Annotated in this window: 14 protein-coding genes and 1 tRNA gene; 5 read left to right on the top strand and 10 right to left on the bottom strand. The window is 67.7% G+C overall.

Annotation, left to right across the window (positions count from 1 at the left end; all coding sequences use genetic code 11):
* Positions 1–364: 364 nt before the first annotated feature.
* Both betA and betI read right to left on the bottom strand, forming a co-directional pair.
* Positions 365–2,020 (bottom strand): choline dehydrogenase, encoded by a 1,656-nt coding sequence (gene betA, locus Q331_RS0105800; RefSeq protein ID WP_026379900.1) that lies wholly within the window; start codon positions 2,018–2,020, stop codon positions 365–367.
* 2 nt (positions 2,021–2,022) lie between these two features.
* Complete coding sequence (betI, locus tag Q331_RS0105795) at positions 2,023–2,622, bottom strand: choline-binding transcriptional repressor BetI (protein WP_026379899.1); 600 nt, start codon at positions 2,620–2,622, stop codon at positions 2,023–2,025.
* Between the two features lie 231 nt (positions 2,623–2,853).
* On the opposite strand from betI, the gene Q331_RS0105790 reads away from it, so the two are divergent.
* Positions 2,854–3,816 carry a choline ABC transporter substrate-binding protein gene (locus Q331_RS0105790; protein ID WP_026379898.1) on the top strand — a complete coding sequence of 321 codons (963 nt, stop codon included), beginning with the start codon at positions 2,854–2,856 and terminating at the stop codon, positions 3,814–3,816.
* A gap of 151 nt (positions 3,817–3,967) precedes the next feature.
* Complete coding sequence (locus Q331_RS0105785) at positions 3,968–6,007, top strand: HWE histidine kinase domain-containing protein (RefSeq protein ID WP_026379897.1); 2,040 nt, start codon at positions 3,968–3,970, stop codon at positions 6,005–6,007.
* A 6-nt stretch (positions 6,008–6,013) separates the two neighbouring features.
* Here Q331_RS0105785 and Q331_RS0105780 read toward each other — a convergent pair whose 3' ends face one another.
* Positions 6,014–6,787, bottom strand: coding sequence for a response regulator (locus Q331_RS0105780; RefSeq protein WP_034491228.1), 774 nt, complete (start codon positions 6,785–6,787; stop codon positions 6,014–6,016).
* A gap of 242 nt (positions 6,788–7,029) precedes the next feature.
* Between Q331_RS0105780 and Q331_RS20210 the strand changes: the two genes are divergently transcribed.
* Positions 7,030–7,557 (top strand): sigma-70 family RNA polymerase sigma factor, encoded by a 528-nt coding sequence (locus Q331_RS20210; protein ID WP_051630675.1) that lies wholly within the window; start codon positions 7,030–7,032, stop codon positions 7,555–7,557.
* A 45-nt stretch (positions 7,558–7,602) separates the two neighbouring features.
* On the opposite strand, the gene Q331_RS0105770 is transcribed toward Q331_RS20210, so the two are convergent.
* From Q331_RS0105770 to Q331_RS0105750, 5 genes are all read right to left on the bottom strand, one after another.
* Positions 7,603–7,788, bottom strand: coding sequence for a hypothetical protein (locus Q331_RS0105770; protein ID WP_026379895.1), 186 nt, complete (start codon positions 7,786–7,788; stop codon positions 7,603–7,605).
* 134 nt (positions 7,789–7,922) lie between these two features.
* Complete coding sequence (locus Q331_RS22910) at positions 7,923–8,459, bottom strand: MarR family winged helix-turn-helix transcriptional regulator (protein ID WP_156953269.1); 537 nt, start codon at positions 8,457–8,459, stop codon at positions 7,923–7,925.
* Positions 8,460–8,648: 189 nt separating this feature from the next.
* Positions 8,649–9,524: a glycosyltransferase gene (locus Q331_RS20200; RefSeq protein ID WP_051630671.1), complete on the bottom strand. Its 876-nt coding sequence runs from the start codon at positions 9,522–9,524 to the stop codon at positions 8,649–8,651.
* On the bottom strand, positions 9,521–10,174 hold the full coding sequence (locus tag Q331_RS20195; protein ID WP_051630669.1) for a class I SAM-dependent methyltransferase: 654 nt from the start codon (positions 10,172–10,174) through the stop codon (positions 9,521–9,523). The genes Q331_RS20200 and Q331_RS20195 overlap by 4 nt, the downstream gene beginning before the upstream one ends.
* 185 nt (positions 10,175–10,359) lie before the next feature.
* Positions 10,360–10,435 (bottom strand) — tRNA-Ala (locus Q331_RS0105750).
* A gap of 130 nt (positions 10,436–10,565) precedes the next feature.
* On the opposite strand from Q331_RS0105750, the gene Q331_RS0105745 reads away from it, so the two are divergent.
* Complete coding sequence (locus tag Q331_RS0105745; RefSeq protein ID WP_026379894.1) at positions 10,566–11,819, top strand: phenylacetate--CoA ligase family protein; 1,254 nt, start codon at positions 10,566–10,568, stop codon at positions 11,817–11,819.
* 199 nt (positions 11,820–12,018) lie between these two features.
* On the opposite strand, the gene Q331_RS0105740 is transcribed toward Q331_RS0105745, so the two are convergent.
* On the bottom strand, positions 12,019–13,527 hold the full coding sequence (locus Q331_RS0105740; protein ID WP_034491225.1) for a bifunctional metallophosphatase/5'-nucleotidase: 1,509 nt from the start codon (positions 13,525–13,527) through the stop codon (positions 12,019–12,021).
* Between the two features lie 241 nt (positions 13,528–13,768).
* Between Q331_RS0105740 and hemH the strand changes: the two genes are divergently transcribed.
* Positions 13,769–14,797: a ferrochelatase gene (hemH, locus tag Q331_RS0105735; protein WP_026379892.1), complete on the top strand. Its 1,029-nt coding sequence runs from the start codon at positions 13,769–13,771 to the stop codon at positions 14,795–14,797.
* Between the two features lie 219 nt (positions 14,798–15,016).
* On the opposite strand, the gene Q331_RS20190 is transcribed toward hemH, so the two are convergent.
* Positions 15,017–15,338, bottom strand: a 322-nt coding sequence (locus tag Q331_RS20190; RefSeq protein WP_034491222.1) for an IS4 family transposase, incomplete at its 5' end; no start/stop codon positions are given.

The following is a 15,338-nucleotide window of genomic DNA, read 5'->3' as shown; positions in this document are numbered from 1 at the left end:
GCAAGTGTAGCGGAATTCGGCGCGGCGGGTGAGGCGGTCCGGCCTTTAAAGCGTGTCATGCCTTGCTGGATGCGTTCTGCCGCGGGGATTTTGCGGCAAGGCCCTTGGGGGATCGGCGCCCTTGGAGGACCGGCGCCCTTGGGAATCGGCGCCCTTGGAGATTGGCGAGGCCGTAGCGGGGCTACGGGCGAGCCGAGCGCCGAAGGATCGGGCGCAAGAGCCCCCGGCCTTTCAGGTCTTGTTTCGGCGGGCGCTCGCCGCGTCGAGCCGCTCGCCCGATGCCCCGCATCGCGCTGCGCGTCTCTCCTGTCGCGCGCCTCCCCGAAACCAAAACAGGACCGCTTCCAGCAAGGTATGACGCGCTCTAGCGCTGCGACACCCGCCAGTCGGCGGAGATCACCGGCTCAAGATTCGCGCGCGGCAGCGGCGTCTTGCCGAGGATGTGGTCGGCCGCCTTCTCGCCGACCATGATGGAGGGGGCGTTGAGATTGCCGTTGGTGATCTGCGGGAAGATGGCCGAATCGACCACCCTGAGGCCCTCCACCCCGATCACCCGGCATTCGGGATCGACGACGGCCTGTTGGTCGGCCGCCTCGCCCATGCGGCAGGTGCCGCAGGGATGATAGGCGCTCTCCACCTCGCGGCGCACGAATTCGTCGAGTGCCTCATCGCTCTCCGCCCCCTCGCCCGGCGCGAGCTCCGGCCCGGCAAAAGGCTGGAAGGCGGGCTGGCGGAAGATCTCGCGAACCAGCCGGATGGCGGCGCGGAAATCGGCCCAATCCTTGTCGTGGCTCATATAGTTGAAGCGGATTATCGGTGCCGCCGCCGGATCGCGCGAGGCAAGGCTGACAGACCCCCGCGAGGGCGAGCGCATCGGCCCGATATGGATCTGGTAGCCGTGCCCCTTGGCCGCGGCCCTGCCGTCGTAGCGCACCGCCGCCGGCAGGAAATGCATCTGCAGGTCGGGATATTCCACCCCCGGCGCGGAGCGGATGAAGGCGCAGGCCTCGAAATGGTTGGAGGCGCCGAGCCCGGCGCGCGTCAGGAGCCATCTGAGGCCGATCCGGCCTTTGCCGAGGAGCGACAAATGCGCGTTGAGCGAGACCGGCTGCGTGCATTCCTGCTGCACATAGACTTCCAGATGGTCCTGCAGGTTGGCGCCGACGCCCGGCCGGTCGGCGAGCACCTCAATGCCGGCCTCTTTCAGATGCGCCGCCGGGCCGATGCCGGAGAGCATCAACAGCTTCGGCGAGTTGATGGCCGAGGCCGACAGGATCACCTCGCGGCGCGCCCGCAGCGTCTGGCGCCTTCCCGCCCGCACCACCTTCACCCCGACGGCGCGCCTTCCCTCAAAGACGATTTCCTCCACCAGGGTGCGATCCATCAGCCTCAGGTTGGCCCGCTTCAGGGCCGGGCGCAGATAGGCGTTCGCCGCCGACCAGCGTCGCCCGCCCCAGACGGTCATCTCCATCGCCCCGAAGCCTTCCTGGGCGGCGCCGTTGTAATCTTCCGTCAGCCGATAGCCGGCCTGCGCCCCGGCCCTGACGAAGGCGCCGTAGAGCGGGTTTTTCATCGCCCCGCGGGTGACATGCACCGGGCCCTCGCGCCCGCGCCAGGGCGCCTCGCCGACATGGCTCGTCTCCAGGCGCTTGAAATAGGGAAGCACGTCGGCAAAGCCCCAGCCCCGCGCCCCCATCGCCTCCCAGGCATCGAAATCGCGCCCATGGCCGCGCACGAAGACCATGCCGTTGATGGAGGAGGAGCCGCCGATGACCTTGCCGCGCGGGCAGGCGAGCCGGCGCCCGCCGAGATGGGGCTCCGGCTCGGTGCGGTAGCCCCAATCGTAGCGGGCGGTGTTCATGGGGATGGAAAGGGCCGCCGGCATCTGGATGAAGGGCGAGGCGTCGCTGCCGCCGAACTCCACCACCAGCACGTCGTTTCTGCCATCCTCCGACAGCCGCGCGGCGAGGGCGCAGCCGGCCGAGCCGGCGCCGACGATAATGAAGTCCGCCTCCGCCATCCTCAGGCCTCCGGCCGCCCGTCGCCGGCGAGCGCCGCTTCCACCGCCCGCTCCACCAGGGCGACGGCGCCGGCCGGATCCGGCTCGCCGGGCGCCAGGGAGCGGCGGATCCACAGCCCGTCGATGAGCGCGGCAATCGTCTCGGCAAGAAGCATCGCCCGTTCCCGCTCGCCCGTCAGCTCCTGCAGGGCGTGGACGAGGTTGCTTTCAAGGCGCCTCGTATAGACGCGCAAGAGGCGGCGCGCCTCCGGCTGCGTCTCCGCCGCGGCGTAGAAGGCGAGCCAGGCGGAGATCACCGCGGGACGGAACTGGCCGGGGGCGAAATTGCCGGCGACGATGGCGCCGACGCGCTGACGCGGCGTTGCCGCCCGCCTCAGCCGCGCCTCCACCTCCTCGCCGAGCTCGGCCAGAAGATGGCGCATGGTGGCCAGAAGCAGCTTGTCCTTGCCGCCGAAATAGTGATGCGCCAACCCCGCCGAGACGCCGGCGCGGCGGGCTATCGCGCCCATGGTGACATGCGCCATGCCGTCCTGGTGGATGGCGTCGATGGCCGCGTCGATCAGCGCCTTGCGGCGTACCGGCTCCATTCCGATGCGGGGCATCTTCCTCCTCCGGCGATGCTGCCTGCCCCTTGCGCGCTTGCCGCAAGCCTTCGGCCTGCCCGGCGAGCTTTCGGCTTTTCCGTAAGGCCGCCCTGCGGCGCGGCGGGGCACGCCTTTCTCCTGCGGGTTTTTGATTGAACAGTCAATCAAGATAACATTGCCATCGCCCGGCAATGATGGTTCGATGCGCGCGGCAAACGATCCAAGAAAGACAGGACGGGAGACCTCTTCATGACGCCTATCAAACGCCACCTTCTGGCCGCTGTCGGCGGCGGCTTCCTGGCGCTCTCGCTCGCCGGCGCAGCGCAGGCGCAGGGCGAGCCGGAGAGCTGCAAGGAGGTGCGCTTCTCCGATGTCGGCTGGACCGACATCACCGCCACCACGGCGCTCGCCTCCGTGGTCTTGGAAGGCCTCGGCTACGAGCCGGAGGTGAAGGTTCTGTCGGTGCCCGTCACCTATGCATCCTTGAAGAACAACGACATCGACGTCTTTCTCGGCAATTGGATGCCGACCATGGAGGGCGACATCGCGCCCTATCGCGCCGACGGCACGGTGGAAACCATCGAGCCGGCCAATCTGGAAGGCGCCAAATACACCCTAGCCGTGCCGGCCTATACCTACGAGGCGGGGCTGAAGGATTTCGCCGACATCGCCGCGTTCCAGGAGGAGCTGGACGGCAAGATCTACGGCATCGAGCCGGGCAATGACGGCAACCGGCTGATCCTCGACATGATCGAGAACGACGCCTTCGGCCTGTCCGGCTTTGAGCTGGTGGAATCCTCCGAGCAGGGCATGCTCGCCCAGGTGCGCCGGGCCGTGGACCGCGAGGAGCCGATCGTCTTCCTCGGCTGGGAGCCGCATCCCATGAACGCCAATTTCGAGCTTGAGTACCTTGCCGGCGGCGATGACGTCTTCGGCCCGAATTACGGCGGCGCCACGGTCTTCACCAATGTGCGCAAGGGCTATCTGGAGGAATGTCCGAACGTCGGCCAGCTCCTGAAGAACCTGCGCTTCACCCTGGCCATGGAGAACGAGATCATGGGCGCCATCCTCAACGACAACGAGGAGGCGCGGGCCGCCGCCAAGGAATGGCTCGCCGCCCATCCCGATACGCTCGATGCCTGGCTGGAGGGCGTGACGACGCTCTCCGGCGAGGAGGGTCTTGCCGCGGTGAAGGCGCATTTGGAGGAATAGCCGCCTCCTGCCGCGCCCGTCCGCGCCGGCACCGGAAACGTTCGCGGACGGGCTTGGCTCCGATCGGTCAGCTCGCAACCAGTGCGCCTCTCGCTCGTTGACGCGGGAAAGGTGACGACGAGGTCGTCGCCACCTTAAGCCGCATGTGAGCATGAGCGAGATCGACAGCCCATCCCCCGACAAATCCGCGCTCGCCGCGCTGATGAAGGAAAACCGCGCGCTTCGCGCACGCCTTGCCGAGCTTGAGGCCGGCCAGGAGGCACCCGCCGGCAAGGGAGCGGCGGCGGCGAGCCTGCTTCGCCGGGAGGAGCAGCAGCGCGTCGTCGCCGAGCTCGGCAACACGGCTTTGGCCGGAACGGCGCTGAGCCAGCTCTTCGCCACCGCCGCCCGGCAGACCGCCCAGGCACTCGGCTGCGATTACTGCAAGGTTCTGCAGCTTCAGCCGGATGGCGAGGGCCTTGTTCTCGTCGCCGGCGAGGGATGGAACGAACGGCTGATCGGCCGCGCCTATGTGGAGAGCGGCGAGAGCTCGCAGGCCGGCTTCACGCTGATGAGCGGCTCCGCCGTCGTCATCCACGACCTTGCCACGGAGACGCGCTTCCGCGCCTCGCCCCTCTTTGCCGAGCACGACGTGAAAAGCGGCGTCAGCGTCCTCATCGGCGAGCCGGAAAGGCCCTGGGGCGTTCTCGGCGTGCATGCCTGTCAGAGCGATCGCTTCAGCGAGGATGATATCGGCTTCGTTCAGGCGGTCGCCAACATCCTCGCCGTCGCCATCGAGCGCCAGGGGAGCGAACGGCGCCTGGAGGAGCAGGAGGAGCGCTACCGCCTGTCGCTGCGCGCCGTCACCGGTCTCGTCTATGAGCAGGACATGGAAAGCGGCGAGGTCCACACCAACGAAGGCTTCGCGGGCCTGGTCGGCATGCCCGAGCCGGCCGGCACCGACCGGGTGGAATGGTGGACCTCGCTCATCCATCCCGACGACCTTCCCGGATTGCTCGCCATACGCCAAGAGCTGAAGCACGGCCTGCGCGAGAGTTTCGGGGTCACCTATCGCGTGCGTCACGCGCAGGGGCGCTGGATCGATATTTGGGACCGCGCCTATCTGACTTTCGGGCCCGACGGCGAGCCGCAGCGGCTGTTCGGCTTCGCCTCCGATATCAGCGAGGTGGTGAGCGTGCAGCGCCGCCAGGCGCAGCTCCTCGCCGAGCTCGACCATCGCGTCAAGAACATGCTGGCGAATTTGAGCGCCATCGCCGCACAGAGCCGTTCCGGCACCCATACGATCCAATCCTACATCCGCACGCTGCGCGGGCGCATCGACACCATGGCCCAGATCCACGACCTTCTCAGCCGTTCCGGCTGGGCGGGCGCCGGTCTTCGCGCGCTGGTCGCGCGCATCGTGGAGCCCTATGCCTCGCAGGACCCCGGCAAGCTGCACATCGAAGGGCCGGAGACGATGCTGGAGCCGCGGCTTGCCCAGAGCATCGGCCTTGTCCTGCACGAACTGGCCAGCAACGCCGCCCGCCACGGCGCCCTGGCGAGCGAGCAAGGTCGCCTGCATATCTCCTGGCAGCCGCCGTCGAACGGGGAGGCGCTTCGATTTCTCTGGCGCGAAAGCGGCGCCAAGCCCGCCGAGCGCCAGCCGGACGGCTTCGGCATGTTCGTCATCCGCTCCATGCTGAAGGCGGAATTGAAAGGCGAGCCGGAGCTGGAGTTCCTCGCCGATGGCTTTAGCTGCAGCTTTCCTCTCACCCTCGCCGAGCCGCAGATGGCGCGCCCGCAGGAGACACAGCGCGAGACGGCGCTCGCCGAAGCGCCGCCCGGCCCCGTCGACGCCGCGCCGGGCGTGCTGATCGTGGAGGATTCGCCGCTGCTTTCCTCCATCATGCAGGAGGCGGTGGAGGCGGCCGGCTGGCCCGTCGTCGGCATCGCCGGCGAGGTCGCCGAGGCGCGGCGGATGGTGGCGGAGGAGAATTTCGGCGTCGCGCTTCTCGACCTCAATCTCGGCGACGAGATCGCCGGCGATGTCGCCCGCGATCTGAAGGAAAGGGGCATCCCCTACCTGATCGCCAGCGCCCACGCCCCGTCGGACGTCCTGGAGCCCGACCTTGCCGATGCGCCCTTTTTGCCCAAACCCATCGATCAGCGGGCGCTGGTGGAGCTTCTGCGCCTGATCGCGCCGCCCAACTGAGCCCGATCAGGCCGCCGCGACCATCCCGGCCAGCTTGCGCACGGCCGCCTCCACGGCGTCGCGCTCGAAAGGCTTGGCGACGATCAACGATTCGCGCTCGCCCTGACTGCTTAGAACCTCGGAAGGGAAGGCGGTCAGGAAGGCGACCCGCGGCGCGTGGAAGCGGCGGATGGTGTTAACGGCGCTGAGCCCGCTGCCCTGCGACAGGCGGACATCGGCGAGAATGAGGCCCGGCCGCGTTTCCGCCGCCTTGAAGACGGCCTCCTTCTCGCTGTGGGCCGTGCCGACGACACGGATGCCGAGACCGGAGACGATCACCGAGATGTCCTCGGCAAGAAGCGGCTCGTCCTCGATGATCAGCGCCGACATCTTCGGCTCGCGCAGAACCCGGTAGCCGTCGGCGATGCGCGCGCGCACTTCCCTCTCGGAAAGATCGAGAACCTGCGCCACCTCCGCCAGTGAGAAATCGCAGACCTCGCTGAGGATCAGCGCCTGCCGCTGCGGCAAGGGCAGGCGCAGCAGGCTGCCATGCAGCGCTTCCTCATCGAGCGAGCGACCGTTGCTCAGCCATTGCGGCACCGATTTGCCGGCGCGATCGGCGTGAAAGCTGCGGAACAACCCTAGAAGGGCGTCCGGACCGTCCTGAAGGCGATCCAGATCGACGCGCCGAAGGCATTCCTCCACCGCGGCATCGCCCTGCGCGAGAGAGCCGTAGAGGCAGAAGGCGTAGCGGCGCAGCCGGGCGACCGCCAGCTTCACGTTCGAAGAGATGCCTGCCATTTTGGTCCTCCCGGCCTTCTTGGGGCGCCCACGGCGCAGGACGCTCATTTGTGTAAATTCTGCGGGAATCCACGGTCCGCCAAGTCGCGGTGCAGGGTAGCACGCACCCGACAGGACATCAGCCGCATGCGCGAACTTTGCGCATAGCCAACTAACGACCTTCGACGTTCAACCTATGCTGCGAATGTGCCACAAAGATGATGCAGGTCCGCGCGAGGGCGTGAACGAACCGTGACGGGGAGATGCTGGAGAGGGAACCGACCGCCGATACGCGACGCGAAATCGAGGCGCTGATCCCGCATCTGCGCCGCTTCGCGCGATACCTGGTCCAGGACGCCGAATGGGCCGACGACCTTGTGCAGGAATGTCTGGTGCGGGCCGTTGCCTCGCTGGATCGGTTTCAACCGGGCACCAATTTGAAAGCCTGGCTCTTCACCATCCTGCGCAACATCTACAAGAACGATCTGCGCAAGAGCGCCAATCGCCGCCGCGTGGAGGCCGACCTTACCCACGAGCCGCTCACCCATAGCGAGCCGGGCCAGGAATCGGCAGTGGAGCTCGGCGAGGTGGGCGAGGCCTTCGGCCTGCTTTCTGCGGAGCATCGCGAGATTCTGCTTCTGACGGCGGTGGAGGGCGTGCCCTACGAGGAGGCGGCACGGCTGCTCGACGTCCCGATCGGCACGGTGCGCTCGCGGGTATCGCGCGCTCGCGCCCGGCTCCTGCAGCTGATGCAACCGCATGCTCAGAAAGAGGCGGGCGACACGCCCTAGGGCCGGCGTCCCGGCGCCGGAACGGGCGGTCGGCCCAGCAGGCTGCTAAGTCGCGGGATCGTCCCCGTCCTCGTCGCCGTCCTCGCGCCCGACCGGATCGGGCTGGCCAGACGTCGCCGTCGCCTCGCTCTCGGCGGCGGGTGGCGCCTCGCCGATCAACGCCTTCAAAAGGCGATCCGGCACCTCTTCCGCCAGCACCTCTTCGCCGAGGCGGGCGAGCTGTTCCTTCAAATCGTCATCCTTCGCGTCGGACGATATGTGAGGTGAAGCCATGACGGAGCCGGATATGCTCGGCCGCGCTCTGATCATCTTTTTCCCCTTGCGGACGGCACATCCGGGACTGTGCTCAAATCACGGCCGCCCTGTCAAAGGGCGCTTTCGCGCACGGAAACCGGGACAGCGCCGGCATGGCCGCCGTGCCCGTGCTGGCGCGGCGCGCGTGCCCGGCTCGTCTCCTTGCCATAGGCCTTCCAGCGGCCGGCCCTGCGGTAAAGCACGCTCTCCAGATCGCAGAGCGTTTCTCCCAGAAAGGCACGCGCGGAGGGCGAGACGCCCTGCATGGCCTCTTCGTCGGCCCTGCGCCAGAGCTCTTCCAGCTCCGCCACCTTCTCCTCGCCCTTCTCGGTGAGATCGATCATGCATTTGCGCTGATCCTGGGGAGAGCTGCGCCGCAAGATATAGCCGGCCCGTTCCAGCCGCACCGTCATTTTCGTCACCGTCGGCGGCTGGATGGCCAGAAGCAGGCCGAGATCGGAAAGGCAGACGGAGCCCTTCTCCTTGATCAGCATCAGGACCGAATCCTGTCCCGGATGCAGCCCTACCTCCCTGAGCTTCGTTGCGATGAACACCCGTTGCGCCTTGCCGGCCTGGGCGAGCTGATAAAGCAATGTGTCCTGGACCAATCTAAAACCTCCGTGTCATCGGCCGAGCCCGGCGGGCCCGCACCGGTGATTTTGCAGGCACCAACACACGCACGCGCACCCAGTTCCCCGTCACGGTGCAGGAGAAAAGCGAAAGCGCCGCCGCATCATAGCGCGGGCGCGCGCGACAAGCGGCAGGCGCGCGCGACAAGCGGCAGGCGCACGCCGGGCTCAGCCCGCCGGTGGCATGAAGGGCGCCGGCCGCCCGCGCAGCGCGGCGAGGAAGCCCGCCACGCGCCGCCATTGCCGGCGTGCCCGCCCCCAGCGGCCGAAAAGCAGGTAGGCCGGGATCTTGCCCGCCATCGCGGCAAGCACCGCGCCCCGGCTGCCACGTCCGTGCCGGCCCATCACATAGGCGAGCGACCAGCCGAAGGAGACATCCTTCAGCCGGCTCGTCCCTCTATCCGGCTGGGAAGAGCCGTCGCGCAGATGCAGGATGCCGGCTTCGGGCACGTAGATGATCGGCCGCCGCGCCGCCCGGTAGCGGAAGCACAGCTCGTCCTCCTCGAAATAGAGGAAGATATTCGGATCGAAACCGCCGAAGGCGCGAAACGGCGCCACCCTGACCAGCATCGCCGCCCCGGAGATGACCGGCACGCAGGCATCCCCCTGCGGCGGCTCGCGGTGCCGCTGGCGCGGCTCAAAGCAGGTCTCGCAGCGAAAGAAGACGGCGCCCTCCTCGTCGACGATCCGCGGCACGAAGAGGTCGCATTCCGGGTAGCGCCGCGCCGCCTCGAGGAGCGCGGCGACGGCGGCGGCATCGGCGGCGGCATCCGGGTTGACGATGAGGGCGAACTCGCTCTCAACCTCGGCGAGACCTGCCATGACAGCCCGCCCGAAGCCGATATTGGCCGGCAGGGCGAGGGTCCGAAGGCCGAGCCGGCGCGCCCGCGCCAGCGTGTCGTCGGCGCTGGCATTGTCGACCAGCAGCGTCGGCAGGGGCGCCGAATTCGCCGTCTGCCAGGCGAGCGCCTCGGCCGAATTGTAGGCGACGACGAGACGCGTCACCTCACCTTCCGTGGCCTGCCCGCCTTGCATGGCGCTCATCGACGGCCGGCCACGACGATGAACTGCTTGGCGAGCAGCTTGTCGGCGCGCCCGCCCGTCGCCGCCGCCAGCCAGCGGCGGATCTCCAAGGGCCCGTAGCGCGTGGCATTGCGGCAGGTGATGAGCTCCAGGCCGCCGGCCGTGGCGAGTTCGGTCGCCGTCTCGTAGGTGAAGAAGCGCAGATGCGTGGCGTCCAGAAGCCCCGCCTCGCGGTAACGGAAATCGCCCTTGGTCAGAAGCCGCCAGATGAACTTCCAATGGCGGATGTTCGGCACCGAGACGATGAGCCGGCCGCCGGGGCCGAGGAGCGGCGAGAGCCGTCGCACCTGTGCCCAGGGATCGACGAGATGCTCCAGGATGTCGAGACACAAGATGAGATCGAGGCTGCCGGGCGAGACGACCTCTTCAAGGCGCGCCTCTTCCAGCCGGCCCTCTTCCACATGGTCAAGGCGGGTGCGGGCGATCGCCGCGGCCTTCGGGTCGAGCTCCACGCCGCCCGCCCATTCCACCTCCCGCACGCCGCGGATCGCCGCCACGGTGGCGCCGGCTCCGCAGCCAAGGTCGAGGAGGCGCGCCGAGCGTTCCGGCAGGAAGGGCAGGACCTCCCGGCGGGCATGGCTGTAATAATCGGCGACCGCCGCCTCCTCCATCGCCTCAGCCCAGCCTGCGCCTAACGGCGATGCGGCGGCGGCCGCTCCGGCACAGGGCGGTCGAAAGACAGTTGAGGCGGCGTTGATGTCTCATGCAAGGGCGGGATGCTGGCGCAGGCAAGAGGAGGAACCTCGAACCGGGGCGAGCGCGATGGGTTGGCGGGCGGCATCGCCCACCCGAAAACTGGTGGAGCCGAGGGGAATCGAACCCCTGACCTCTGCAGTGCGATTGCAGCGCTCTCCCATCTGAGCTACGGCCCCGCCGCGACCAATGCGGCGCATTGGCGAGCGAGGCGCATTTAGGGTCTGGCCTTGAAGGGTGTCAAGGCGGACGATTGCGGACGCGGCGACCGGCGTGAAATTGCGCCGCCGGAAAGGGAAGGCGAGGACGATGAGCGATCATTTCGATGTCTTGGAAACGCGGCCCCGGCAGGAGCGCGAGCGGGACTTCTTCTCCCGCCTCGTGCCCTTCCTCACCCAGGCCCTCCTCGACGCGCCGGGCCTTCAGCGCCATCTCGCCGGCATCGAGCCGCGCAGCCTCACCTCGCGCGAGGCGCTGGCGCGCCTGCCCATTCTGAGAAAGGCGCAGCTGATGGAGATGCAGGCCGAGGACCCGCCCTTCGGCGGCTTCGTCCCGGCCAAGGCTTTGAGGGGCGGACGTGTCTTCATGTCGCCGGGCCCGATCTGGGAGCCGCAGCCGCCCGAAAGCGATCCCTGGCACGCCGCCCGGGCCCTGCACGCGGCCGGTTTCCGCCCGCGCGACATGGTGATCAATTGCTTCGGCTATCAGATGACGCCGGGCGGCTTCATCCTGGACGAGGGCGCGCGCGCCATCGGCTGCACGGTCTATCCGGCCGGGCCGGGCAATTCAGAGGCCCATGCCGGCGCCATAGCCGCGCTGAAGGCCACCGCCTATCTCGGTACGCCGGATTTCCTCAAAGTCATCCTCGACAAGGCGGCGGAGAACGGCACGGACGTCTCCTCCCTGAACAAGGCGCTCGTCTCCGGGGGCGCCCTGTTCCCGAGCCTGCGCGAGGAATACCAGGAACGCGGCATCGCCGTCATGCAGGCCTATGCCACCGCCGATATCGGCCTCATCGCCTATGAGGGCCGCGCCGACGACGGCAGCGTCTGCCCCGGCATGGTGGTGAACGAGACGGTGCTGGTGGAGATCGTCCGGCCGGGAACGGGCGATCCGGTGCCCGACGGCGAGGTCGGCGAGGTCGTCGTCACCACCTTGAACCCGGCCTATCCGCTGGTGCGCTTCGCCACCGGCGACCTATCGGCGGTGCTGGAGGGGGAAAGCCCCTGCGGGCGCACCAATATGCGCCTCAAGGGCTGGCTCGGCCGCGCCGACCAGCGCACCAAGGTGAAGGGCATGTTCGTCGATCCGGCGCAGATCGCCGAGCTCCTGAAGCGCCGGCCGGAAGTCTCCAGGGCCCGCCTCCTCGTCCTGCGCGAGGGCGAGCAGGACAAGATGCTCTTGATGGTGGAGGGCTCGCGCGAGGGCGACATCCGCTCCACGGAGGCGATCGCGGAGGCGCTCCGCGACATCACCCATCTGCGCGGCGAGGTGGAGGAAGTGGCGCCCGGCTCGCTGCCCAATGACGGCAAGGTCATCTCCGACGAGCGCAAATACGACTAGGCGAAACCTCAGAACCGGCGCCAGGCTCCCTCCTCCCCTCGAGGGGGGAGGTCGTCGCTCCGGCGCGAGCCGGCAGCGGCGGGACGGGGTGATCGATCCGCCGCAGAGCTTGTGGCTTCACCCCACCCCGGGCCTCCGGCCCGACCCTCCCCCTTCAAGGGGAGGGCGGGGAGTACACGGCCGGCGCGGTACGCTCTGGCTAGCCCCTCACCCTGATACGCCCCTCCGGCCTCGGCGCCACCTCGCCGGCGGCGCGGATATAGGCCATGACGTCGCTCGCCATCAGCCTGCCGTCGCGTTCGCCGAGGATCGGCGTCGCCGCCGCGAAGGCCTCGTAGCCGTCGCCGCCGCGCGCCATGAAATCGTTGGTGGCGAGCGTATAGGTCTTGGCAGGCCGAAGCTTCTGGCCGCCGATCGTCACGGCGATAACCCGGCTTCCCACCGGTTTTGAAAGGTCCACCTCAACCTGCATGCCGGAAACCTGCGGGAAGCGGCCGGCCCCTTCCTCCACGCCGGAAAAGCCGTGCTCCAGCGCCTCCAGGATGCCCGCCCCGGTGATCTCGAGCTTCACCGTGCGGTTGCCGAAGGGCAGCTCTTCCAGGATGTCGCGACGGCTGAGCTCGGTGCCGGCATCGTAGATGCGATTGCCGCGGATGCCGCCGCCATTGGTGATGGCGACATCGGCCTTGACGCCGGCGCGCATGGCGTCTGCGACGAGATTGCCGATCGCCGCTTCGCCGGAACGCACCGTCGCCCGGCGGCTGTCGAGCTCGGTAGCCGTGGTGCCGACGGCCACGTCGAGCTCCTTGGTGAGGTCGGCCTGAAACTCCTCGATCTTCGCCTGAACCTGCGGATCGGGCACGACCAAGGCGGTGTCGATGGGGCGGAAGGCCGGCCACCAATCGACATCTCGCCGCTCTTCCTCCTGCGCGATGTTGAGCGTGATGTCGACCGCCATGACGAATTCGCCCTGCTCCTTGGCCTCCACCATGGCGGTCCGGCCGTCGAAGAAGACCATCAGATCGTGGTCGTCGCCCGACAGGATGAGATCGAAGGCCCGGCTCTGGAAGAGTTCGCGGTCGACGGCGCGGCCGGCATGGGCGACGGCGACGACGAAATCGGCGCCGGCCTGGCGCAGCGCCTCCGCCTCGCGCTTGCCGGCCTCAAGGCTCGGCGTGATCTTCAGCGCGCCGGGGCTGGCTTTGACGTAGGAATCCTCCGCCGTGAGGCCGAGAATGCCGATCTTCGCAGGCCCGACTTCGACGATCCTGGAGCTTCGGAAGCCCGGCAGCGGCTTGCCCTCCGCATCGGCGAGGTTTGCCGCCAGGAGCGGGAAATTCGCCTCGGCCATGCGCCGGCGGAAAATCTCCTCGCCGAAATCGAATTCGTGGTTGCCCGGCACGAAGGCATCGAGCTGCAAGAGGTTGAGAAGCGTGACGATATGGGCGCCGTTATCGAAGCCGGACATCAGCGAGGGCGAGATGGCATCGCCCGCATGCACGAGCAAAACCGTGCCCCCCTTGGCCCGCTCCGCCTGCGCGGCGGCGGCGATGCGCGCATAGCCGCCGCGGCTGTCGCTGGAGCCGGCCATCTGGTCGGCGTCGTTGACGAGCAAGAATGTCACCTGCGCCGTCTCCGCCGCCACGGCCGAAACGGCGATAAGACCGGCAAGCGCCAGCGCGGCAAACCACCGCAGGGAACGAAACATCGCCTTGACCCCTCCTTTTTCTTCCCAGGTTACACCATTTCCAGACCGGCGAGCCGGATCAATGCGCACGGCTGCGCTTTGTGCTACCAAGACCTTCACACAATCCGGTGACATCCACCGCCAAGGACAGTCCAGATCGCATAAGATGAGTGCATTTCGCCGCCTGAACGCCAAGACGCGGGATGCCGCCCTGACGGAGCGGCCATATTTCGATTCCGGCTCCACCTCCCGCCGCGACGACATGAAGGAGCGGGTCCTGCCCGCCGATCACCCGCCGGTGCGTTCCGGGCGGATCGGCGTGCTGCTCATCAATCTGGGCACGCCCGACGGCACCGATTACTGGCCGATGCGCCGCTATTTGAAGGAGTTCCTCTCCGACCGCCGCGTCATCGAGACGCCGCGGCTTCTGTGGTGGCCGATCCTCAACGGCGTCGTGCTGTCCAAGCGGCCGCAAAAGAGCGGCGAGGCCTATGCCACGATCTGGAACAAGGAGCTGAACGAATCGCCGCTCAGAACCTTCACCCGCAGCCAGTCGGACAAGCTCGCCGCCGATTTCGCCGCCGAAGAGCGGCTGCAGGTCGACTGGGCGATGCGTTACGGCAATCCCACCATCGCGGAAAAGCTGACCGCGCTTCAGGAAAAGGGCTGCGAGAAGGTTCTCATCGTGCCGCTTTATCCGCAATACAGCGCCACCACGACGGCGACGGTGAACGACAAGGCCTTCGACGCGCTGAAGCTGATGCGCTGGCAGCCGGCCATCCGCACCGCCCCGCCCTGGCATGACGAGCCGGCCTATATCGACGCCCTCGCCCAGTCGGTGGAGGAGCACTACCAGACGCTGGACTTCACGCCGGACGTGCTGGTGGCCTCCTATCACGGCCTGCCGAGATCCTATTTCGAGAAGGGCGACCCCTATCACTGCCATTGCCAGAAGACCTCGCGGCTTCTGGCCGAGCGCCTCGGCATGCCGCAGGAGAAGCTGATCACCACCTTCCAGTCCCGGTTCGGCCCGGAGGAATGGCTGCAGCCCTATACCGACGAGACGGTGGCGCGCCTTGCCGAGGAGGGCGTCAAATCGGTCGCGGTGATGAATCCGGGCTTCGTCTCCGATTGCCTGGAAACGCTGGAGGAGATCGCCATCGGCGTCGGCGAGATTTTCGAGGAGCATGGCGGCGAGAACTTCACCCACATCCCCTGCCTCAACGACAGCGCCGCCGGCATGCATGTCCTCAAGACGGTGGTGATGCGCGAGCTCCAGGGCTGGCTTTAGCCTCGTCGCCTGCGCCCGCTTGTCGCCTTCCTCGCCCGTCGTCTTCCTCGCCCGTCATCTTCCTCGCCCGTCATCTTCCTCGGCTGTCATCTTCCTCGGCTGTCGTCATTGCCGGGCCTGACCCGGCAATCCATCCCGCAGCCTCTCAACGTAGCGAAAGCCCGTGGAATGCCCCGGGAATAGATGCCATGGTCAAGCCCACGGCTGTCCGGTTTAATTTCACGCCCATTGCAGGAGCATTTGGTTGGGGTCCTTGGACGGCTCTGGGGGTGGCTCGATCAGGCGGTCGATGCGCTTTTTGTGCATGAGGTTGGCGCGCACGAGCCTGGCGAAGGCGAGCGGGCTTTGAATGGCGTTCTGGGCGGCCTGGGCGAGGCGCAGGATGAGGAAGGCGATGAGCGCCACGGCGATCTGGATGCGCACGGCGTTCTCGCCGCGCCCGAGAAAATGCCTGATCTTGAGCGTCTGCTTGACCCACCGGAAGAACAGCTCGATGGCCCAGCGCCTTTTGTAGAGGTCGGCGATCTCGCGCGCCGGGGCG

Origin of the sequence: Afifella pfennigii DSM 17143, assembly GCF_000688515.1 — a bacterium.
Classification (GTDB): Bacteria; Pseudomonadota; Alphaproteobacteria; order Rhizobiales; family Afifellaceae; genus Afifella; species Afifella pfennigii.
This window is presented reverse-complemented; position numbering and strand designations above follow the sequence as displayed.